The sequence below is a fragment of the Chryseobacterium sp. HNCC26DJ240 genome (genome assembly GCF_057180485.1).
Map to the genome: position 1 here is coordinate 223,401 of NZ_JBXUGK010000002.1, position 19,364 is coordinate 242,764.

Consider the following 19,364-nt stretch of genomic DNA (forward strand, 5'->3'; position numbering starts at 1 on the left):
TAAACTCAAAGATGTTGAGTCCTGACAAAAATAAAAATAAGAAATCCCTGCGAGCATCGAATGTCGAACTGCAAAGCAGGGATATTTCTGTATCAAAGAACGATGATAAAAGAATTTATTCTCGTGATGCCGATAACCTTGCACCGTTACGCCAGGAGAAAGTTATAAATAACTCTCCAACTGGAAAGAGGTGTGCATATATGATGTCAAAATTCATTGCCGGAAACGGTGTTGAACCAAATGTTGATATTATGCTAAATAGAAAAGGAGAAACGGTAAATGATATTATTGATCAGGCATCAATTGACATAGCATATCACTACGGAGTATATTTTCTTCAGACTTACCAAGTAGATATTGAAAACTCAATCGAAGCTTTAAAATTTAAAAGAAAATCTACAAAGGTTTTGGATTATGTTCCGGTAGCATTATCAAAAGAAGATGATGATGGATTTCCTGGGAAGCTTTATTTATTAGATCAGAAAGAAGGCTCTGATGAGTTTGAAAAAGTTACTGATGAAACGACTTGGTATTATCCATACAATCCTGATTCAAAAGTGATTTTGTCACAGATGAAAAATGATTGTAAGCTAAAAGGAATTAGTGAGCCTACTCCGAAGCAACTGGTTCAAAATTTTAGAGGTCAGGTTTTATATTTAAATCTTACACCAAAATTTCAGTACGCTCTACCGATTTCCGATGTAGTTTATGATGATATGGATTCTGAGCATCGTATTTCACGGTATATCAATAATAACGCAAGAAAGGGATGGCTTGGTAAAACAATCATTACTAAGTATGACGATGATGAAGAAGAAGATGAAAGATCCACCGGTACATCCTTCGATGACGTTATCAAAGAAAATATGGGTGCCGAAAACTCAGACAATGTTCTTGTGATTTCAGTTCCGACTTCAGCGACTGACGATGTTAAGAAAGCATTCAACGTTGAGCAAGTGAAAGCGCAATTTGATGATAAGCTTTTTGATAAGTCCACCGATAACATTCGCAAAAGTATCATGGGTGCATTCAGTAACATTCCGGAAATTTTAGTTTTTGCAGGTTCTGGAGCGTTGTTCGGTCCTAACTCTGAAACTTATAAGGAGGCAAAGAAATTTTATTGGGAGCAAACAGAAACCGAAAGGTTTAAGCTTGAAAAAACTTTAGAGAAGCTTTTAGAATTTAAAGTAAATATTCTGCCTTTGGGTGGAGTAGAGGATGAAAATATTGATGAAGATGAGAAATTAAGAAAAGAATCTCAGGCACAGCTGAAAGGTTCCGTGGGAGGTGTTACTGCTTTGCTTGAGATTCAAAAATCAGTTTCTGAAGGAATTACAGATGTTAATGCAGCAGTTGAGGTAATCAAAGAAATTTTCGGTATTGCTGAAGAAACCGCCAGAAGAATGTTAGGAACTCCAAAAAAGGCAGGTAATGAGCAATAGAAAATACATAACTGCAGTAGATTTCAAATGTGTTGCCTTGGTTGCAAAACACTGTAACCTGGAAAAACTTGACATCGGAATCGAAGAGGCGAAACAATTTGACATTATTCCTTTGTTCTGCTTTGATTTCGTTAATGATGTATTGGAGAATTGGAATAAGGCTTTGAAAAAAATTGATAATCCTGATTACGATAGAACTCAACCGGAATCCATCTCAAACCCTCAGCAAATGATCAATCCTGATTTTGAGCAAAAGTATTTTGATTTGGTTTTTGGTAGTACTTATCAGGATAAGCACTCAAAGACTCAGCAGAATTTAGGTTTATTACGTGTTTGGGTTTATTATTCATACGCTCGATACAAGCTGATTAACAATTACAACGATACGGCTAATGGTACCGTCGGAAAACAAAATGAATTTTCTCTTCCGACTCCGCTTGGAGAAATCACGGCACTGTCGAATAAATACAGAAGCATGGGAAAAGAAGCTTATCAAAGCTTACTTGGATATTTATGCTTAAACAAAATTCTGTTTCCAAAATTCGACGATTGCAATTGCAAAAATAGTTGTGGATGCACTGGCAACTGCTCCTGTGGTAAAACAAATAAACTAACCGGATTTAAATATTCAACAATAAAAAGATGATCAACCTATATACTTTGGATTCAAAATCTTTCAAGATTGAGGATAGCATTTTAGTAAGAAGTTATGATGCTTTTGTCAACAGGCAAGGACATTTGATTTTAAGGGATGTTCATTCTGATTCAAGAGTAGATCTAGGAAATATTGCAGACGTAAAAATAGATGGTATTGCAGCAACATTACAAATAGTAAAACAAACAGTTTTTAATTATAGCTGTAGCTGCGATATAAGTACTTCTCCAAAATATAAAATTTTCAATTACACTTTCGATAAAACATTTGAATAATGAGCGCAGAACTTAATAATTTAATACAGACCATAAAATCGGCTAAAGTGCCTGGAGAAAATACCGCTCTAAGGATGGGCAGCACTCTAGAGCTTTTGAACTCGGAGAAATCAAATAAGTATGAAAGTTTTACACAGTCGCAAATATTAGATCTTATCAATGAAGCAAAAGCATTAGCTGTAACAGGAACCGAATTTGCCGGAGCAATTACACCTGCTTCAGTAATTCCGGAAGGTGACATTTGGGCTTTTGCTGGAGAAGGAAATTATCCCGGAGGTATTGTTGTAGAAGCCGGCAAAATTTCTATCCTAACGCGAGTTGACACCGTTTGGAAAGAATTAGAAATAAACATTCCTGTAAAATCAATTGATGATATTGAAAAAACTTCATCTGTAGGTTTTGTTGATACTTATACCATTTCATTTACTGATGGATCTACTCCTGTAAATTTCGAAGTGACAAATGGAGAATCTTTTCCTGTATCTCCACAATTTAACCCAAACACAGAAACACTACCACAAGGAGGAAAGCAAATTGCTACAGCATTAAAAGATGTTATTTTGTTTGCAGGAAAAAACGACTTAGTGTTTGATGAAAATTCACCTGCTTCAACTTATGGGTGGTTATATCCTGATGGTAGTTTTCAAGGAACACAAACTTTCTTTTTTACAGATTTTATTAAAATAAAAGATTTGTCTTTTGTTTACAACACATTCTTATATAGCAATAATCCTACTGTAATTACTTATGATGAAAACAAAGTTTTGATAGAAGGTAAAACAGCTAATTTATTGACTGATGCAAACACGGGTCCCGTAAACAGATTATTAGCTACTGATTTTGATTTGACCAACGCTTTTTATGTTAGAATTGGTTGTATTTCGGGTTCGGAAATTTCTGTCTCTTACGGTGTCGATCTGTTAAAAGACAATACAACAGATAAAATAAATTTTGGTGACACGAAAGCATTAAATGCTGATGCTGTTAAACCTTTGCAAGATGAAATTGCTGTTTTAGAACATATAGTGGATACTCAAGCGAATACTATCGGGGATTTAGTCAAAGAACTGGAAGATATGACTATTGATAAGCAGCCATTATATATTGAAATGGCGACAAGTTTACAAAAAGGTTTTGACACATCTTTTAATCATGCTACTAAAATAATGAATGTCATATCAAGAGATAATGATTTTCAATTTACTACTATAATATCTGAAATATCTGATGTTACCTATGATAATGCAAATCATAATATTGTTGTTAAAGATTCCATAACCGGTAAACATGTCGTTATCAAATGTACGATAAACAGAGTAACAGGCATTGTTTCAACTTATGCTCCTCTTCCTGCCTCATTTACTCAGTGGTCTTGGTTCTGGGGTGATTCTATTCACTTATCAAGATGGGGTTATTTAGCGATGGCTGAATGGTTTGTTGATAATTGTTTGCTTAAAACCATTCTTAGAAAGAAAAAATTGTTTGGTGTGTATTCGTTAGCCTGCAATCCTTACGAAAGGGATTGGATTAAAAATGGAGTGACATTACTTGCAACTGAGGTTATAGGGACTGTTGAATTAGGAGGAGCTTGGAGTCAAGGTGGTGAAACTTTTTTTGGCGGATATGGACTTGCAGGAAATATTTCATTCCCGAGAATGTACAGTAAATACAGCCGCTCTTGGGAATCTGCCCAACGAACTGCCAATTCTGGTTTCAAATTTAAGTTTGTTGCAGGTATTAACGGTTTTATGAGACTTGTTTATGGCATCAATGAGCTTTCTACCAATCCAATCCAGTTAAATTTTAAAGACCAAAACGGAAATATCTTCTACACTGAAACAACCTTGAAAAAGGGGGTTAATGAACTTATCAGACCGCTTAACAGAAATATTAAAAATATATCTCTGGAAATAATTTGGACTGATAACACAACAACTCATTTTACAATTAATGATATAGAGATATTTGAAACATATCAGGAAAACGTCTCAATATTTAAAGATGGAGATAGTATTGCCTATTTCATGGATAGTTGGGGAGGTTTTCCTTTACTTACCAATCAGGAGATAGTAGATGGAGTACAGGCAGCGACAAGACCTGACGGGAGCAGCGTTGGAGGTCTGTCTTACTTCCCTAAAAGAGTTAAATCTTATTTGCTTGAAAAAGGAATTAATACGGAATTTTACTTGATAGGTAGAGGTGGCATGACCAGTGCTTGGGGGGCTCATTGGGTTGATGAAGCTTTAGATTTATGCCCGGAAAAACCCACCTACTTAGTCACAAATTTTTGGATTAATGATTCAAATTCAGTACCCTCTTGGGAGTTTAGCAGTATTAGTATGTATGGAGATGGGGCACCTTATCTAAGTGCATACACTATACCAACAACGTGGTTGCCTAACATGAAATATATATCAGATAGGACTTTAAAAAGAGGAATTCAGCCCATTATTATAGGTTACCCTCAATTAACTGGAGTTAATTACGAATTTGAGCAACGCAATGTAATATTATTAAATCAACCTAAATTTTTATAAGTGGAAAATACAGCAGAAAACAATTGGATTAAGAACAACGGAGAACTTAAACCAGAACAGGGGAAAAGATATTGGGTCTTCATAGACTTCGGTCATGAAGATAAGAGTAAAAACAAAAAAGCTATTGCTTATTACGATAGTTTTAATGAATATTTTTATTCAAGTGGGAAGGGAATTATAGAGTTTGAAGTAACTCACTTTATGCTTCTAGAAGAACCCGAGGATCCGGCAGAATAAAAACTAAATAAAAAAAATGAAAGCAGTTCTTAGTATATTCAGATTCTTTATCAGAAATCTAAATTCCATTCATAACGGGATTGGATTCGATAAGGTTTTGGCAGCGGTAAAAATAGCAGCGGTTCCGGCAATCTTCATCAGCGTTTTTGAAGGTCTTTCAAAATGGTACATCGTGAACCAATGGTTTATGATTTATGTTTTCTATGCGATTGCAATAGATCATATTTTGGGTTCCATCGTTCACGCCTTCATTAAAAAAGACTTTACAATAAAGAAGAATGCCAAAGGTTTTCTGATGAAAATAAGCTTCTGCATCGCAGGTTATTCTTTGTTTGTGATGATCCATGAGATTTTCAAAGACATTCCTTTTATAGCAGATTATTTTAAAGTCCTGATTCAGTTCATAGTCTTTATATGGCCGGCAGGATCCGCAATGGGAAATATGAGCATTCTAACGGGTGGAAAGTTTCCGCCGATTGGATGGATGAAAAAACTTGAAAGGTTTCAGGAAAATTTAGATGTAACCGAATTTAAAACCAAAAAAGATGAAAGCACTACTGATAATTCTTAGCACGTTCCTTGTTTTGGGATGTAAATCAAAAAAAGTTCTGAAAACAAAAGCTTCAGAACTTGAAACAGTTCAGATTATTTCTGAAAAAAAAGAGGAAAAACAGATTGAGAAAGTTGAGCACAAGCAGGAAACAAAAAAGATTGATTTGGTTGATCAGAAAAAAGAACACCAAACCGATATTGAGATTAAGGGCAAGGCTGAAGATGGCAAACCGATTGAACTCTACAACATTGAGAACGGCGACACTCTTCAAACTATTAAAGTTACCGGAAATGCTGACGTTTCGATACGAACAAAAACCAGTAATTCGAATCAGGTAAAGAAAGAATCTTCCAGTTTAGAATCGAAAAATAAACTTGAAGATTTCGCAAAAAGCATCGTCAACGAAGATAACCTGAAGAAAACCGGAAATGAGATCAAAAACTCATCTAAGGAAGTTACGACAATCACCGGAACTTTCTGGAGTTTCGCAGTCGTCGCAGTCGTGTTAATTCTAATTACCTTATTTATTTACTTTAAAAAATACCGAAAACAATGATACTATTTTCACCACTTAGAACATTCTTATCTGCAGGTCATAATAATACAGACCCGGGAGCAGTGGCAAATGGCCACAAAGAAGCTGATGTAACAAAAATCATCAGAGATGCGATAGTCGATAATTCTGAAGACAAAGATATCGTCATCGATAAAGACTGGGAAACAAATTCCCAATATCAAAAGAGAATTAAGCCGGGTTCCGGATCAGTTCTTTTTGATATTCACCTTAATGCAGCAGCAAGCAACATGACACGTGGAGTTGAATGCTACGTCAACAAAAAGGATTTTGAAAACAAAAATTCGAATTCTTACAAGATGGCGGATGAAGTCAATAAATTTTTATCGGAAACTTTAGGAATCAAAAACCGCGGCGTGAAGCCTGAAAACAATTCTCAACATACCAGAATAGGAATATTAAATCTAGGTTCCGGTATTTCCGTTTTGGTAGAAGTTGATTTCATTACCGGGATCGGAGCTGTAGAAAGTATTACTTTCAAAAAAGACTTTATCGGGAAAGGCCTTGCAAAGATTCTTAAAAAGTGGGATGATTTAATTTAAAAAGAGAGGGCATCAAAATATTTTGATGCCCTCTCTTTTTAAGGATTAAATCTTCTTAGAATAATATCTGCTTCTGCACTGTAAAAATTCATCAAACCATGTAACTTTGGTTTGTTTATGTGTATCACGTAACTTTTCAAAACCTCCGAATTAATTCCGAAACCAGCTTCTTTTCTTGTTTGTTCTGTTTGATTAATATGATCATTTGCAAATTGCGCTAATTCGCTAATTAATTCGCACTCCAATTCATTAGCTCTATGTGTGATAAAACTACTCATCTCATAATGTGATAAATTTTGAAATTTTATTTCGTCAACATACTTTTTTGTTATATTGCCGATATTATCTTCGTAAGCATTGAACGCTGCGCTAAAATCGTAATTTGATTCTTCCATAATTTAAATCGTTTAATTAGATAAACTTAATATAAAGTAATGAATTCTGTAGTTGAAGTAAAGTCTTTCTGAAAATTATTCGAAATCTTTATAGGCCTTAAACGTTACTTTTTTTTGTTTGAAGAAATTATAGGCTTTTTCAACAAAAATTTCATTTTCGCTCATTGATAATATTCCTAGTAACAACATACCTGTTTGAGTAAATGTCCATCCAGTAATATTAATTGTTTTTTTGCCAGTTTCAGTATCTTCAAGCGTTAAAGTAAACTTCCTGGATGAATGGAAAAAATAACTATCATCACCTTCAATACCAAGATTTAAAGAAGACTTTGTAGCATTTATAAGCCCATATTCCTGCAGTTTTGACATGTTTAAATAAGATACCCCGAAATATTCTAAATCAAAGTCATCATTATTAAGTCTGAAATCGGGAAGAAAAGCAACATCAACTGATAAATCATTCATAGTATAAAAACTTGAATTGCATACCTTTAAAAATAATGAGGCGATATCAGAATCTATTTCAGAAATCGTGTTCAATGCTTTTAGAGAGTATTTACCTGGAGACTTAATTTCATTAGAAAGAATTTTACCAAAAAGTAATTGCATGTCGTGATTAGATTTCAACTTTGCAATTTCTTCAAACATATTTAACCAATCCTCTGTGATTTCCATTAGATCCATTGGAGTCTTAGGGTTACTCTGGGATAATTCTTTAGCTGCATTTTCTACAACTTTATCTACATTAATCTGATACTTTACAATTTTGGACGCAAATCTTTCTACAGCCTTATCAGAGTAAAATTGGGGAACGTCAACATTCTCACCAATATTTTTTGAAATATTTTGAATTATATTTTTACGTGCTTCTGTATTTGCCCTCCTAATTTCAGCTTGGCCTTCCAGCCAAGAAATAGGGACGTCAACAGCTGCCGTGCATAATTGTCCAAATGCTTTCAATAAGTTTCTTTGGATGGGAGCTGGAATTCCGGTAGCCACTGAGGCGACTGTATTGGCAAGTGAATCTATTGGATTGTTTTCTTCTTCCATTAGTAGTTTTTAGTTCTACTAATATAGAAATATTCTTACATTTATTTCACAAAATATTATTATGGAAATAACGGGAATAGTTTTAAAAGTAAAAAAGCGGCATACAAGAATCATTATGGAAGATGGTACTGAAGTAGATCTGGTCTACCGAAAGAGTGACAACTACATTGTTAGCCACCTAAAGAAAGGAGATAAATTTAGAGGAAGCGTAAAGTTTCATTCATGTAAAATTGGAGATAGCAGGTTTGTTATTTTTGATCTCTATAAAGTCGATGAGCCTGATTTTTGGAGGTTACCAAGACCCTTAGGAAAAGAGTCAAGAAGCAATGAATAAATATTGTTACAAATTGTATCAAGAATTATTTTGTAAATGTTCTGAATTGTAACATTTTTGCAAAATGAACCGATACCAAAGTTTTAGCACCAAAATAAAGCCTCTCAGGGAATTGCTTGTAAATTATATGACTGCATGTGATAGCAATGAAACTGATAAATATGAAAATTTAAGAACTGAATTTTTTAATTTATTTGATCAATTGGAAGGTCCAGAAGAATACAGAACTGAAGTTTTAAAAATCAGACACAAAATCGAAAGTGATATGGATAATAATTACTTTGACGATATAGAAGCAGCCGGTTATATTAGAAATGTTGTTTCATTAGGATTTAAGTAAATTTACTTTTTAAAATGTGAGCTGACCAATTCAGCCTTATTACAAACCAAGTGAGTAAAATAAGATTTCGCTCCTGTTTTTTCTTCTGTGAAAGTTTCGCTTTCCATCTTCACATTCAAAAGCCAGATGTCCCATTTTCGCATTTCCTTATAAAATGGACTGAACAAGCATTTCACTTCAAAATGTTGTTTTTTGTCATCGCCAACAAATTCAACTATAATAGTTTTGTCCGGAGATTTTACTTCTTCTATTATTCTAGCTTTAAGCTTCATAATTTAAAATATTTTAAGACATTGTAAAATTCTATATTAAAATTAATAAATTTGAATTTAAAACTTAATAATGTCATACTCAAAAATAATTTTCGGAAAAGATCTTTTCGACCTATCTCTTTCTGATGTCGAAACTTATTTCCAAACGGTAAGAGAAGAAAATCTTCATTTAGAATTTAAATCAAATACTGAAAAAGGTGGAAGCCAAAAGGATAAAGAAAAAACTGTAATAAAAGGAATATGTGCAATGCTAAATTCTGAAGGCGGAGTTTTAATATGGGGAGCTCCTGAGGAAATAAAAAATGAATCTGGTAAAAATACAGCCATAGGTGCGCTCACATTTTTTGACACAGAGCTTGATAAAGATAGGATAGTAAATAAGATATCTGATGTAATTTCGCCTATGCCAATAGGTGTAAAGGCTCATTTCATTAGAAAAGCAGAAAAAAGCATTGTTATTTTTGAAATAGATAAAAGTTTGGAGAGACCACACCAATATGATAATATTTATTATGTACGAATCGACGGACAGACACGCCCAGCTCCACATTACCTTGTAAAAGCACTTATTCTAAGTAAAGACTATCCACATGTCAGAGGGCATATCAGGTTAGTTGATATAAGAGAAGGTCATGATTATAATTATATTTTTACTTTTCGTAATCTAGTATATAATACCTCTGTTTTCAATAATGAAATAAATTCCTATTCGCGACTGGTGGTACAACCACCAGGTAAATTATTTATTAAGGGTCAATTTCAAGGCAACAGCTTCTTAAATGAATTAAATATTCTTGCAAATGGGCGTCCTGAAATGTTTGAATTTGAGGTATCGATATATAAGAATAAGCTTAATGAAAATATTTCGATAATATTACAATTTGGAGGTGAAAAATCCCCAGCAAAAATGTCATTATACAATTATAATTTCTCAAATAATTTACAGTACGGTTATGTGCAAGATGAAGATCTTTATTTAATTAGCAAAAAAGAAAATCAACTACCTACAGATTTCGAAGACGGTACTGACGATGACAGAATTTTATCCTTACTTACAATTTAATATTCACTAGATTTGTCCTTCAAAAAGTCCCACTCATTGCTTAAATGGACTTTTGAAAATCTTAAACCCAGATTCCCGTCTGGGTTTTTAACTTATCATCAATCTTTTTAAATCCTCATTCTTTCTCGCATTCTTACCTTTTGTATAAATATCTGTAGTATCCTCAGTTGTATGATTTGCCATCCTTTGAGCGGGTCCGGCAATAGGGATTATTGGAATATTATTCATTTCATCCAAAATATCCAAGAATAAATGTTTTAGTGTGTAAAAATCTTCTGTCACTTTTATCACTTTTCTTGTTTCCGGATCTATAATTTTATTCGAGTCTTTCACCAACCTTTTCCATCGCTTAGTTATTTGATAGGGCTTTATTGGAAAGGTTCCCGGGAAAAGGCCTTTAGAAAAAATATAATCTTCCTCGTTTTTACACTGATCAATAATTTCATTCCAAAATGGAATTGCTGCAGGAATTATGATTTTTTTTACCCAGACATATTGTTTGCCTTTTTTTATCAAAACAGTATATTCCTGCTCCTCTAAATTTATGTGTTTTTTTTGGACACTAAAAAGTTCGGTAGATCTTGCTGCTGAGTAATGAAATACTTGTGCATAGCGATAAAATGTATAATAGTTTTTCTTTAGGTATTTTAAAACAATAGAAAGCTTTTTTTTAGTAATTACTTCACGAATAGTAATGGTTTCAACTTTTTTACTAAGATCTCTCACAGGATTGATATCGGAACATCCTAATTCCGTAAGTTCTTTAAATAATCCTAATAAATAAGTTCTGAATTTATTGAATGAAGAATTCGGTAAATTCATCTCATCTAAAATATTTTTGACGTGCCAGGTTCTAATTTCATTGATTAGTAAATTTTCAAAGCCTAAAGATTCTTTTATCTTATCAATATTAGTGATACACCTTCCAACTTCATACGAATAATCTTCAGTGTATTTTTTAGCAAGTTTTTCATGAGCTTTTTTCAACGCGTCTACAAAAGGCATATATGGATGAAAAGAACTTCGCCTGTCAGTCATATATTGCTTTGTAATGGGATTGAAGTTTTTCACGTCCAACATCAGTTCCATTTCTTCTTTGAAGATTTCCGCCGTTAATTTTAGTTCCTGAAGATCTGCGCTTGAAAACTTCTTCCGGTACTGAAATTCTTTTGAGTGATTGGGGTCAAAGAACCTGCATTGCACAAACCAATTTTTGGGAAATGCTGATTTACTTGAAAGAGATTTGTAATTTTTTGGGGAAATGAATACTGCTGAACGCGAACATCCATTTAATAGTTTTTTTGCTTCTTGTTTCATGATGGCGAAATGTTAATAGTTACCGTGATAGTTACCTTTAAACATTTTCTGCCTTTGTTGAAGTACTTTAAAAACATCGGAAAACCCATTGTGGGAAGGGTTTTCCGATTAGAGCCAACTACGGGACTTGAACCCGTGACCTCTTCCTTACCAAGGAAGCACTCTACCGCTGAGCTAAGTCGGCCTTAAACAAAAAATCACACCAGAAGCGTGATTTATGTTGAGCGGAAGACGAGGGTCGAACTCGCGACATTCAGCTTGGAAGGCTGACGCTCTACCAACTGAGCTACTTCCGCAATTTTGTTTCCAAAATTATTGGTAAACGCTTTGCAAACTTAGGGAAAACCCTCGAAATTTACAAATTTATTTCTAATATAAAATGTGGGGAGAGCAGGATTCGAACCTACGAAGCCGAAGCAACTGAGTTACAGTCAGTCCCATTTAGCCACTCTGGAATCTCCCCAGATATTTTATATTAAATTGAGCTTCCAGAGGGACTCGAACCCACGACCTGCTGATTACAAATCAGCTGCTCTAGCCAACTGAGCTATGGAAGCAATTTAATAAAAACTGAAAGCTATCAGAGAAATTCTACTCTGTGCTGCATCAGCAGTTAAAAAAAATCACATCATGTTTGAAGTGAAATTTGAGCGGAAGACGAGGGTCGAACTCGCGACATTCAGCTTGGAAGGCTGACGCTCTACCAACTGAGCTACTTCCGCAATTTTGTTTCCAAAATTATTGGTAACGGTTTGCAAATCTAGGAATTTCATTCTAAACCTGCAAGTTTTTTTTCTAATATAAACCGTGGGGAGAGCAGGATTCGAACCTACGAAGCCGAAGCAACTGAGTTACAGTCAGTCCCATTTAGCCACTCTGGAATCTCCCCGAGTTTATATTAAATGAGCTTCCAGAGGGACTCGAACCCACGACCTGCTGATTACAAATCAGCTGCTCTAGCCAACTGAGCTATGGAAGCTTATAAAACAAAAAGAATTCAAAAGATCTCTATTCCTTTTTTGCGTGTGCAAATATAGAACGGATTTTTTGAATTCTCAAATTTTTAGTATCTTTTTTTTAACTTTTTTATTAAGCCAATTCTTTTTTCTTGATTAACAGTTTCTTAGCTGTATCTACGCACTGGTCTAAACTTTCTTCAAAAGTTGAACAGGTCTTTTTTACGACGATATCGTCACCCGGAACAGCTAAAATAAGCTCAGTTGTTTTGTTTTCTCTGTCTGAAGCGTTCTCTACTTTTAAAAAAACTTTGCATTCCTGAATTTTGTCGTAGAAAGTAGCCAGCTTGTTTACTTTTTTTTCGATGTGATCTTCTAGTGGCTCGTGTGGTGTTAAACCAATTGACTGTACTGTGATCTTCATAATTCTTCTTTTTTTGCGGCTCTTGGATGAGCCTGATTAAACACTTTTTTTAGTTGCTCTATATTGGCATTCGTATAGACTTGAGTACTGGCAAGACTTGAATGTCCTAATATCTTCTTTACTTTTGAAATTTCTGCCCCATTATCTAAAACGTGTGTAGCAAAGCTGTGTCTTAAAATATGCGGGCTCTTTTTTTCTTTGGATGTTACAAGACTAAGGTACTTATTAACGGTAAGGTAAACAAATTTTTCGGTGAGTTTTTTACCGTTTTTATTGACGAAAAAATAAACACCAAAGTTTTCCTTTGGTTTTCTGATGTTTAAATAGTCAGATAAAAGTTGGGTAAGTTTCTCCGAAATGGGAATGTAGCGTTCCTTGTTTCCTTTTCCTATGATCTTCAGCTCCTGTGCTCCTAGGTTTACATTTTCAAATATCAAGCCACAAAGTTCGGCTTTCCGGATGCCGGTTTGGTAAAGTGTTTCGATAATGCAGTGTTCCAGCAGGTTGTCTGTTTCCAGAGATATTTTCTCATCAAGACTTTTCATTTCATCACTGGAAATTGGAATTTGCTTTTCTGCATAAAACTTAATTGAACTGATATTTTCTACAGGTGAAACTTTAATTTCCTGAATCTTCAGTAAAAATTTATAGAAACTGCGAAGGGTAGAGACCTTCCTGTTGATGCTTCTTTTGGCGATATTTTTTTCGCTGAGTTCTACGATGAAATTGCGGATGATTTTTTTGTCTGCTTTTAAAAGATTTTCTGAACCTTCAGTACGAAGATAGAATTCATAAAAGTCTTCCAGATCTTTTTTATAGCTCGTTACAGTGTGTGCAGAATAGCGTTTTTCGTGCGTAATGTATTGAAGAAATTTGTCAATCATAAAAAGGTGTGAAAACAAAAATTCACTCAATAAATATAACTATTTAAAGAGTGAATTTAGTATGCGAGTTAAGAAAATTTCTTAAGCCTGCTCTTCTTTGCTAAGATTTACTTGCTTGTAAGCAGCTTTAAGTCTTGCTTGTCTTAAAGTTACAGACGGCTTAATAAAAGCTTGTCTTGATCTTAATTGACGAACAGTACCTGTTTTGTCAAATTTTCTCTTATATTTTTTAAGTGCTCTGTCGATAGACTCTCCGTCTTTTACTGGAATTATTAACATAAATTACATCTCATTTTGGATTGCAAAAATAGAAATTTATTATTGATTACCAAAGTATTTCTAATTAAATATTGATTTTATTTTAAATTCATTTTAGATGTCCATCAACTTTACCTTTCCACTAACCCCTAAACGCTATAATTTGATGAGATTTTCAAGGTATGTTTAGAAATGATAAATTAAATGTTCTCTTCTAATTATAACTTTTAAAATAAACAGTCACTGATATCACAGTAAAATCAAAAGCCACTTTGTCGTTGCGTAGGAAAACTAACGAAGTGGTTCGATGAAGTCAATCTCAACTGCTTTACTTTTGTCTCGTGTGTTTGATAGTAACGCTGAAATCAACAGTCATTTTGTCATTCCGGAGGAAACCGAACATAGTGGTTCGACGAAGTCAATCCAAACTACTTTTATTTTTAATTTATTATTACAGAGCAAAAAACAAAATCAATCAAAATTAAGTTATAACAAAGTATTGGTGTATAAGGGATTTAGTCTGAAAACGTCTTTTCCAATCTTTTATTTCCCCCGTTCTTTTAATGTCCGTCTTAATATGAATAAAATGTAAACAAAAAATTGTATCTTTGCCTTCACTTAAACATGGGGTTGACTGGTTTCGACAGCAAGGTCAATGGGTAAGTAAGCATGCAGAGAACCGTAGCGCGATCTCTTAAATCCCTTGCTACACAATTTTAACTGGCAACGAAGAGTTCGCTCTTGCAGCTTAATCCGAATAAAGTAAGATTCTAAGCGCTTTCCCGAAGATAGTAAGGAAGCAAGATGTCTCACAAATGCTCTGTTCTGCGGCGTTTGATTCTGAGATATAGTAATGCAGAAATAAGGTTTCGGAAGCTTTGGCCGAGGCTCGAAAACCTCAGAAGATAAGCTGGAAGTTGGGTGTTTGCTCTCTGCCTCCAGTCGAAAACCAATAGTAAAATAAGCATGTAGAAATCTTATGTATTGCTTGTTTGGACGAGGGTTCGAATCCCTCCAACTCCACTTGAGATCCTGTAAATTATTGATTTGCAGGATTTTAATTTTTAAACGCTATTCAAGATGCTATTTTAAAATCATACAATTTCATTTTTTTTCGTTCTAACACAATCGTTGGACGAAGATTTAAAATCATTGTAATAACTAAACGTTATCACTAATCTCTGATTCTTGTAAGCATCAGAGGTGTATTTTATTTTATTAGTTCAGAATATCTTCCGATTTTCGGAATTTCCATCTATATAAACTTGTAAAAGATGAAGTTCTAAATTATATTGAAACCTTTAAAATTAATTATTACACACAATAAATTTATCACCCTCACTTTTTGAAATTATGCTGATATTGCATATTTACGGGTTGATTTTTTCCGATCCGAAGCTTTTAATTAATTACATTTATAAGCCTATGGATAGATATATTTAAACTACATTATTTTAAAGTATCGTATATTAGCAATCAATTTTGATCAGATGTATTTAGTAAACAAGCTTTGGGGATTTTGTAATAAATTAAGGCATGATGGGGTCGACCCAGCAGATTATATTGAACAACTTACATATCTTCTTTTCTTAAAAATGGCAAAAGAAAAGGGAATTTTAGTGCCGGAAGAATATGATTGGGAATCACTTGTTAGAAACTCCAACGAAGATATCATACAACATCTCGAAAATATATTCAAAAAATTAAATAGTGAATCAGGAATTCTCGGAGAAATTTATGCTGAACCAGTATCTAGAGTAAAAAATCCAACTATTCTAAGAGAATTAGTTAAGGAAATTAATAATATAAACTGGAGTGATTTCGATGGAGATATTGTCGGATTAGCATTTGAAGAATTAATTGGAAAGGTGGCAAACGAAGGTAAGAAAGGGGCTGGTCAATATTTCACCCCACGACCCTTAATCCAAGCAATTGTAAATGTAATTAAGCCAAATCCTTTGGAAAATAAAAGTTTTAATATTGGAGATGTTGCAGTAGGTACAGCAGGATTTTTAATTGTTGCGTATGAATGGTTCAAAGAAAACTTTGACCTAAGCAAACTAAGTAGTCGAGATCAAAAAAGACTGGTTAATAGTACTTATTATGGACAAGAACTTGTTCAAAGACCTAGAAGGTTGGCATTAATGAATATGTTCTTGCATGGAATAAATGCGAATATTGTTTTAGGTGATACCATCTATGGTGCTCCGGATGAAAATACATTTTCCTGCATTTTATCAAATCCTCCTTTCGGAAACAAGGGTGCAAACCAAATTCCCGAAAGAGATTTTCCAGTCAAAACAAGTGATAAACAGCTAAATTTCATCCAACATATTATTGAAAAACTTAAGCCAAATGGAAGAGCAGCAATAGTACTTCCTGATAGTTGCTTATCGAGTGATGCTGCAAAAAAAATTTGGTCATTTTACTTGAATCCAAATAAAAAATCAAAATCACAATGTAATTTGCATACAATCTTGAAATTACCTGATGGGGTTTTCGCAGCGTACGCTAATGGTGTTAAAGCGTGTGTTATTTTTCTTGAGAAGGGTAACAGGACAAATGATATATGGCTTTATGATATGAGAAAGAACATGAAAAAGATCACTACTAAAAGTAATATGCTTAGAATAGACCATTTTTCCGAATTTATTAGTTTATATGGATCTGACCCAAATGGAAAAGATCAGAGATTCGAATCTGAAAGGTTCAAATCACATTCTATAAAAGAGGTAGTTAATCGTAATTATGATATTTCTTTTGTCGAAATGACCCAGCCAAAAACCTTCCAACTGCCTAATGAGATTATAGAACAAATGATTGAAGATTACAGATTAAAAATCATTGCTTTAGAGTCATTAAAAAAGAATTTAAATTCCTAAAAAGCTACTCACAATGCAAACAATTCCGTTAAAAGAATTAATCATTTCACAGAAAGGAAAAAAACCACAGAGAATTGCTGAAACAGCATTTGAGGATAGCATTCCATATTTAGATATTGAAACCTTAGAATTAGGTGAAACTCTTAGATTTTCAGACAAATATTCAACAACTATTTCTTCTTCAAAAGATTTATTAATAGTTGCTGATGGTTCAAGAAGTGGTCTAATTTTTAAAGGAAAAGATGGTGCAGTAGGCTCAACATTATTATGCCTAACTCCTGTGAAAATTAATCGTGATTTTTTATTCTATTTTCTTAAATCTCAGTATTCATTCTTAACATCAAATAAAACTGGAGATAGCATACCTCATTTAAATACTGAGCTATTTTTTAATCTTCAAGTCCCATTTCCTCCTCTTTCGGAGCAATTAAAAATAGTAGAAAATTTAAAAGCTTCTTGGTCACAATTTGAAAATGATTTTCATGCAGTTGGAAAGATGATAAATAAGAAATTAATTTCTGAATTAAATTTTTTAAAACTTAATGATATTGACAACAATAATTTGTCTCCAAACAATTTTAAAAATTCATTATTAAGTCATATTTTGAAAGAAAGTGAACAATTTCCAAATGTTAAATTTAAGCATAATGTAAAATTGTCTGATGTTATTGAAAGCGTTAATTACGGAACTGCAAAGCCCATGGGAACAGCTCCGAAAGGAACTGCTATTTTAAGAATTCCAAATTTAAAAGAGTTTCAAATCGATCTTACAAATCTTAAATATGCAATCCTAACCGATAGTGAATATTTAAAACTAAAATTGGAAATAGATGATATCTTAATTATACGTTCGAATGGAAGTATTGGATTGCTAGGAAAATCTTGTTTGGTTACTGAAAAAGAAGCTGGTCTTGGGTTTGCGGGTTATTTAATCCGTATAAGAGTTAAAAAGAATCTTATAAACGCAAAATATTTAAATTTCTGTCTGCATTCACCTATGGTAAGATCGCAAATTGAAAGTATTGATAGGTCAAGTATTTGTCAACGTTTTATATGAAACTCAATTAGCAAAAAAAGAAAGTACATTTTCAAAAAAAATTGGTTCAAATATAGGAGGACATTATTTAGGATTAAGAGATCACAGTAGTTTTTATGAAGAGGATTTTACTTTATGTCCATTTTGCGGATTAGAACCCCTCAAACTTTTAGATTCAGAAGGTCGTCCTGATTACGACCATCTTTTGCCAAAAGGTGATTCACTATATGTTTTTAGTGCCATAAATCTAAAAAATCTTACACCGATGGGAGATCATTGTAACACAAAAAAACGTGCAAAAAACTTATTATTTACCGATACAAATCGCACACATAAAACAATTGCATTTTATCCGTATAGCCTTCCACCAAATCCTTTTGAACTTTACGATATCAGTCTATCTTGTACTAATACTCCTAATAATTCAAATAAATGGAAAGGAAATTGGATCATTGATATTCAGCCAGTCAATCCAGATGATACAGAAACATTAGAAAAAATTAATAGTTGGGATAGAGTGTTTAATATTAAGTCTAGATATTGTGAATATATTCAAGAAAATCTAAGACCACTCATTAATAAAATTATAACTTCAATCGATTCTAAAATAATTGATTTATTGACAGAAGTTAAAGCAAAACTTCAATACTTGTTAGATAACATTTATAAATATGAATATCTATTTATTTCAACTGAAGAAGGTCTCATTCCCAAACGCAATCTTATAATATGGTTTTTATCTAACGATGGATTTCTTATGTCCTATTTAGAACAAAAAAACAAAATTCAAGAAAATGATATTGATATGAGTATGATGGAGCTATAAAAATCTAATTCCTTTTTTCTTTTAAAGTCCAGCCATTTCAAAAAGTTTAGATAATTTAATATTTTTAGCCTCACAAATTCTCATTATAGTAATTAAACTTATTTGATAATCATCGTCTTCTCTTATTCTTCTTACAGTCTTTTCGTCGATATTATTTTCGGTTGCAAATTGACTATTATTATTCATTGGAATAACCCATGTATCCCTTATAAATTCAACAATCTTTCTATTTGCAATTTTCATAGAAGCAAATAAAAGTGATATTCAATAAATTAATTCGGACTCAAATCCGAATTAATGAAATTTTTTATATATTTGTAATACAAGTTACAAGAATGTAACTTTGCGATAGTTCAAAAAAAATAAAGAAGCTATTGCTTAGATTCTCGATTGGAAAACTGGCACTTTTCAAACAGCAACGGGTTGATAAGTAAATGTGCCCACGACCTTGGCGTGGGCTCTCTTATCGTTGCTCGGTATGCCAGTACCTCCAGTCGGTAAGTTGAGTTCCA

22 protein-coding genes, 7 tRNA genes and 1 other RNA gene are annotated in these 19,364 nt (G+C 33.3%); 15 read left to right on the top strand and 15 right to left on the bottom strand.

All coding sequences use genetic code 11. The features are described 5' to 3' along the window. Positions 1 to 200: 200 nt before the first annotated feature. From AC2A1G_RS04175 to AC2A1G_RS04210, 8 genes are read left to right on the top strand one after another with little or no spacing between them, the layout of a single operon-like run. Positions 201 to 1,442, top strand: a complete 1,242-nt coding sequence (locus tag AC2A1G_RS04175; RefSeq protein WP_484045700.1) for a hypothetical protein — start codon at positions 201 to 203, stop codon at positions 1,440 to 1,442. Then, positions 1,432 to 2,088, top strand: coding sequence for a DUF6712 family protein (locus tag AC2A1G_RS04180; RefSeq protein WP_484045701.1), 657 nt, complete (start codon positions 1,432 to 1,434; stop codon positions 2,086 to 2,088). Before AC2A1G_RS04175 ends, AC2A1G_RS04180 begins: the two co-directional genes overlap by 11 nt. After that, positions 2,085 to 2,372, top strand: a complete 288-nt coding sequence (locus tag AC2A1G_RS04185) for a hypothetical protein (protein WP_484045702.1) — start codon at positions 2,085 to 2,087, stop codon at positions 2,370 to 2,372. The genes AC2A1G_RS04180 and AC2A1G_RS04185 overlap by 4 nt, the downstream gene beginning before the upstream one ends. Then, positions 2,372 to 4,909, top strand: a complete 2,538-nt coding sequence (locus AC2A1G_RS04190; RefSeq protein ID WP_484045703.1) for a hypothetical protein — start codon at positions 2,372 to 2,374, stop codon at positions 4,907 to 4,909. The genes AC2A1G_RS04185 and AC2A1G_RS04190 overlap by 1 nt, the downstream gene beginning before the upstream one ends. Continuing rightward, a complete protein-coding gene (locus AC2A1G_RS04195; RefSeq protein ID WP_484045704.1) occupies positions 4,910 to 5,146 on the top strand; it encodes a DUF551 domain-containing protein in 237 nt (78 codons plus the stop codon). Between the two features lie 16 nt (positions 5,147 to 5,162). Continuing rightward, on the top strand, positions 5,163 to 5,717 hold the full coding sequence (locus AC2A1G_RS04200; protein ID WP_484045705.1) for a hypothetical protein: 555 nt from the start codon (positions 5,163 to 5,165) through the stop codon (positions 5,715 to 5,717). Then, entirely contained in the window at positions 5,692 to 6,255 is a 564-nt protein-coding gene (locus AC2A1G_RS04205; RefSeq protein WP_484045706.1) for a hypothetical protein, read from the top strand. The genes AC2A1G_RS04200 and AC2A1G_RS04205 overlap by 26 nt, the downstream gene beginning before the upstream one ends. Further along, positions 6,252 to 6,815 carry an N-acetylmuramoyl-L-alanine amidase gene (locus AC2A1G_RS04210; RefSeq protein ID WP_484045707.1) on the top strand — a complete coding sequence of 188 codons (564 nt, stop codon included), beginning with the start codon at positions 6,252 to 6,254 and terminating at the stop codon, positions 6,813 to 6,815. The genes AC2A1G_RS04205 and AC2A1G_RS04210 overlap by 4 nt, the downstream gene beginning before the upstream one ends. 38 nt (positions 6,816 to 6,853) lie before the next feature. On the opposite strand, the gene AC2A1G_RS04215 is transcribed toward AC2A1G_RS04210, so the two are convergent. Together AC2A1G_RS04215 and AC2A1G_RS04220 are read right to left on the bottom strand one after the other, a co-directional pair. After that, on the bottom strand, positions 6,854 to 7,210 hold the full coding sequence (locus AC2A1G_RS04215; protein ID WP_484045708.1) for a hypothetical protein: 357 nt from the start codon (positions 7,208 to 7,210) through the stop codon (positions 6,854 to 6,856). Positions 7,211 to 7,285: 75 nt separating this feature from the next. Continuing rightward, positions 7,286 to 8,260 carry a DUF2806 domain-containing protein gene (locus tag AC2A1G_RS04220; protein ID WP_484045709.1) on the bottom strand — a complete coding sequence of 325 codons (975 nt, stop codon included), beginning with the start codon at positions 8,258 to 8,260 and terminating at the stop codon, positions 7,286 to 7,288. A 61-nt stretch (positions 8,261 to 8,321) separates the two neighbouring features. Between AC2A1G_RS04220 and AC2A1G_RS04225 the strand changes: the two genes are divergently transcribed. After that, the gene (locus AC2A1G_RS04225) at positions 8,322 to 8,594 is read left to right on the top strand and encodes a hypothetical protein (RefSeq protein WP_484045710.1); all 273 of its coding nucleotides are present in this window, start codon (positions 8,322 to 8,324) and stop codon (positions 8,592 to 8,594) included. Positions 8,595 to 8,658: 64 nt separating this feature from the next. Beyond that, positions 8,659 to 8,934 (top strand): hypothetical protein, encoded by a 276-nt coding sequence (locus AC2A1G_RS04230; protein WP_484045711.1) that lies wholly within the window; start codon positions 8,659 to 8,661, stop codon positions 8,932 to 8,934. Between the two features lie 2 nt (positions 8,935 to 8,936). Here the strand turns inward: AC2A1G_RS04230 and AC2A1G_RS04235 are convergent, their stop codons facing one another. Continuing rightward, positions 8,937 to 9,206, bottom strand: a complete 270-nt coding sequence (locus AC2A1G_RS04235; RefSeq protein WP_484045712.1) for a hypothetical protein — start codon at positions 9,204 to 9,206, stop codon at positions 8,937 to 8,939. A gap of 70 nt (positions 9,207 to 9,276) precedes the next feature. Here AC2A1G_RS04235 and AC2A1G_RS04240 point away from each other — a divergent pair, with 70 nt between their 5' ends. Continuing rightward, positions 9,277 to 10,269: an AlbA family DNA-binding domain-containing protein gene (locus tag AC2A1G_RS04240; protein WP_484045713.1), complete on the top strand. Its 993-nt coding sequence runs from the start codon at positions 9,277 to 9,279 to the stop codon at positions 10,267 to 10,269. Between the two features lie 87 nt (positions 10,270 to 10,356). Here the strand turns inward: AC2A1G_RS04240 and AC2A1G_RS04245 are convergent, their stop codons facing one another. The 11 genes from AC2A1G_RS04245 to rpsU all read right to left on the bottom strand — a co-directional run bounded on the left by AC2A1G_RS04245 (position 10,357) and on the right by rpsU (position 14,129). Continuing rightward, positions 10,357 to 11,358: a hypothetical protein gene (locus AC2A1G_RS04245; RefSeq protein WP_484045714.1), complete on the bottom strand. Its 1,002-nt coding sequence runs from the start codon at positions 11,356 to 11,358 to the stop codon at positions 10,357 to 10,359. Positions 11,359 to 11,698: 340 nt separating this feature from the next. After that, positions 11,699 to 11,770: transfer RNA gene (locus AC2A1G_RS04250), tRNA-Thr, on the bottom strand. A 39-nt stretch (positions 11,771 to 11,809) separates the two neighbouring features. After that, positions 11,810 to 11,882: transfer RNA gene (locus tag AC2A1G_RS04255), tRNA-Gly, on the bottom strand. An 86-nt stretch (positions 11,883 to 11,968) separates the two neighbouring features. After that, positions 11,969 to 12,049 (bottom strand) — tRNA-Tyr (locus AC2A1G_RS04260). A gap of 20 nt (positions 12,050 to 12,069) precedes the next feature. Then, positions 12,070 to 12,143 (bottom strand) — tRNA-Thr (locus tag AC2A1G_RS04265). A 92-nt stretch (positions 12,144 to 12,235) separates the two neighbouring features. Then, positions 12,236 to 12,308, bottom strand: a tRNA-Gly gene (locus tag AC2A1G_RS04270). Positions 12,309 to 12,394: 86 nt separating this feature from the next. Further along, positions 12,395 to 12,475 (bottom strand) — tRNA-Tyr (locus AC2A1G_RS04275). A gap of 16 nt (positions 12,476 to 12,491) precedes the next feature. Further along, positions 12,492 to 12,565, bottom strand: a tRNA-Thr gene (locus AC2A1G_RS04280). A 110-nt stretch (positions 12,566 to 12,675) separates the two neighbouring features. Continuing rightward, positions 12,676 to 12,966, bottom strand: a complete 291-nt coding sequence (locus tag AC2A1G_RS04285; RefSeq protein WP_484045715.1) for an HPF/RaiA family ribosome-associated protein — start codon at positions 12,964 to 12,966, stop codon at positions 12,676 to 12,678. Next, positions 12,963 to 13,850, bottom strand: coding sequence for a tyrosine-type recombinase/integrase (locus AC2A1G_RS04290; RefSeq protein WP_484045716.1), 888 nt, complete (start codon positions 13,848 to 13,850; stop codon positions 12,963 to 12,965). The genes AC2A1G_RS04285 and AC2A1G_RS04290 overlap by 4 nt, the downstream gene beginning before the upstream one ends. 81 nt (positions 13,851 to 13,931) lie before the next feature. Beyond that, a complete protein-coding gene (gene rpsU, locus AC2A1G_RS04295) occupies positions 13,932 to 14,129 on the bottom strand; it encodes a 30S ribosomal protein S21 (protein WP_056028873.1) in 198 nt (65 codons plus the stop codon). A gap of 605 nt (positions 14,130 to 14,734) precedes the next feature. On the opposite strand from rpsU, the gene ssrA reads away from it, so the two are divergent. The 4 genes from ssrA (at position 14,735) to AC2A1G_RS04315 (ending at position 18,852) form a co-directional block, all read left to right on the top strand. Continuing rightward, positions 14,735 to 15,134, top strand: a transfer-messenger RNA (tmRNA) gene (ssrA, locus tag AC2A1G_RS04300). A gap of 464 nt (positions 15,135 to 15,598) precedes the next feature. Next, a complete protein-coding gene (locus tag AC2A1G_RS04305; protein WP_484045717.1) occupies positions 15,599 to 16,990 on the top strand; it encodes a type I restriction-modification system subunit M in 1,392 nt (463 codons plus the stop codon). A 13-nt stretch (positions 16,991 to 17,003) separates the two neighbouring features. Further along, positions 17,004 to 18,047 (top strand): restriction endonuclease subunit S, encoded by a 1,044-nt coding sequence (locus AC2A1G_RS04310; RefSeq protein WP_484045718.1) that lies wholly within the window; start codon positions 17,004 to 17,006, stop codon positions 18,045 to 18,047. Next, complete coding sequence (locus AC2A1G_RS04315; RefSeq protein WP_484045719.1) at positions 18,013 to 18,852, top strand: hypothetical protein; 840 nt, start codon at positions 18,013 to 18,015, stop codon at positions 18,850 to 18,852. Before AC2A1G_RS04310 ends, AC2A1G_RS04315 begins: the two co-directional genes overlap by 35 nt. Positions 18,853 to 18,873: 21 nt before the next feature. On the opposite strand, the gene AC2A1G_RS04320 is transcribed toward AC2A1G_RS04315, so the two are convergent. Next, positions 18,874 to 19,095: a hypothetical protein gene (locus AC2A1G_RS04320; RefSeq protein ID WP_484045720.1), complete on the bottom strand. Its 222-nt coding sequence runs from the start codon at positions 19,093 to 19,095 to the stop codon at positions 18,874 to 18,876. Positions 19,096 to 19,364 lie beyond the last annotated feature (269 nt).

Coding starts and splice junctions, on each gene's coding strand:
- AC2A1G_RS04235 (WP_484045712.1), bottom strand. CDS start 9,206: ATGAAGCTTAAAGCTAGAATAATAGAAGAAGTAAAATCTCCGGACAAA.
- AC2A1G_RS04185 (WP_484045702.1), top strand. CDS start 2,085: ATGATCAACCTATATACTTTGGATTCAAAATCTTTCAAGATTGAGGAT.
- rpsU (WP_056028873.1), bottom strand. CDS start 14,129: ATGTTAATAATTCCAGTAAAAGACGGAGAGTCTATCGACAGAGCACTT.
- AC2A1G_RS04210 (WP_484045707.1), top strand. CDS start 6,252: ATGATACTATTTTCACCACTTAGAACATTCTTATCTGCAGGTCATAAT.
- AC2A1G_RS04305 (WP_484045717.1), top strand. CDS start 15,599: ATGTATTTAGTAAACAAGCTTTGGGGATTTTGTAATAAATTAAGGCAT.
- AC2A1G_RS04205 (WP_484045706.1), top strand. CDS start 5,692: ATGAAAGCACTACTGATAATTCTTAGCACGTTCCTTGTTTTGGGATGT.
- AC2A1G_RS04190 (WP_484045703.1), top strand. CDS start 2,372: ATGAGCGCAGAACTTAATAATTTAATACAGACCATAAAATCGGCTAAA.
- AC2A1G_RS04290 (WP_484045716.1), bottom strand. CDS start 13,850: ATGATTGACAAATTTCTTCAATACATTACGCACGAAAAACGCTATTCT.
- AC2A1G_RS04285 (WP_484045715.1), bottom strand. CDS start 12,966: ATGAAGATCACAGTACAGTCAATTGGTTTAACACCACACGAGCCACTA.
- AC2A1G_RS04220 (WP_484045709.1), bottom strand. CDS start 8,260: ATGGAAGAAGAAAACAATCCAATAGATTCACTTGCCAATACAGTCGCC.
- AC2A1G_RS04180 (WP_484045701.1), top strand. CDS start 1,432: ATGAGCAATAGAAAATACATAACTGCAGTAGATTTCAAATGTGTTGCC.
- AC2A1G_RS04310 (WP_484045718.1), top strand. CDS start 17,004: ATGCAAACAATTCCGTTAAAAGAATTAATCATTTCACAGAAAGGAAAA.
- AC2A1G_RS04245 (WP_484045714.1), bottom strand. CDS start 11,358: ATGGAACTGATGTTGGACGTGAAAAACTTCAATCCCATTACAAAGCAA.
- AC2A1G_RS04200 (WP_484045705.1), top strand. CDS start 5,163: ATGAAAGCAGTTCTTAGTATATTCAGATTCTTTATCAGAAATCTAAAT.
- AC2A1G_RS04230 (WP_484045711.1), top strand. CDS start 8,659: ATGAACCGATACCAAAGTTTTAGCACCAAAATAAAGCCTCTCAGGGAA.
- AC2A1G_RS04320 (WP_484045720.1), bottom strand. CDS start 19,095: ATGAAAATTGCAAATAGAAAGATTGTTGAATTTATAAGGGATACATGG.
- AC2A1G_RS04240 (WP_484045713.1), top strand. CDS start 9,277: ATGTCATACTCAAAAATAATTTTCGGAAAAGATCTTTTCGACCTATCT.
- AC2A1G_RS04175 (WP_484045700.1), top strand. CDS start 201: ATGATGTCAAAATTCATTGCCGGAAACGGTGTTGAACCAAATGTTGAT.
- AC2A1G_RS04225 (WP_484045710.1), top strand. CDS start 8,322: ATGGAAATAACGGGAATAGTTTTAAAAGTAAAAAAGCGGCATACAAGA.
- AC2A1G_RS04215 (WP_484045708.1), bottom strand. CDS start 7,210: ATGGAAGAATCAAATTACGATTTTAGCGCAGCGTTCAATGCTTACGAA.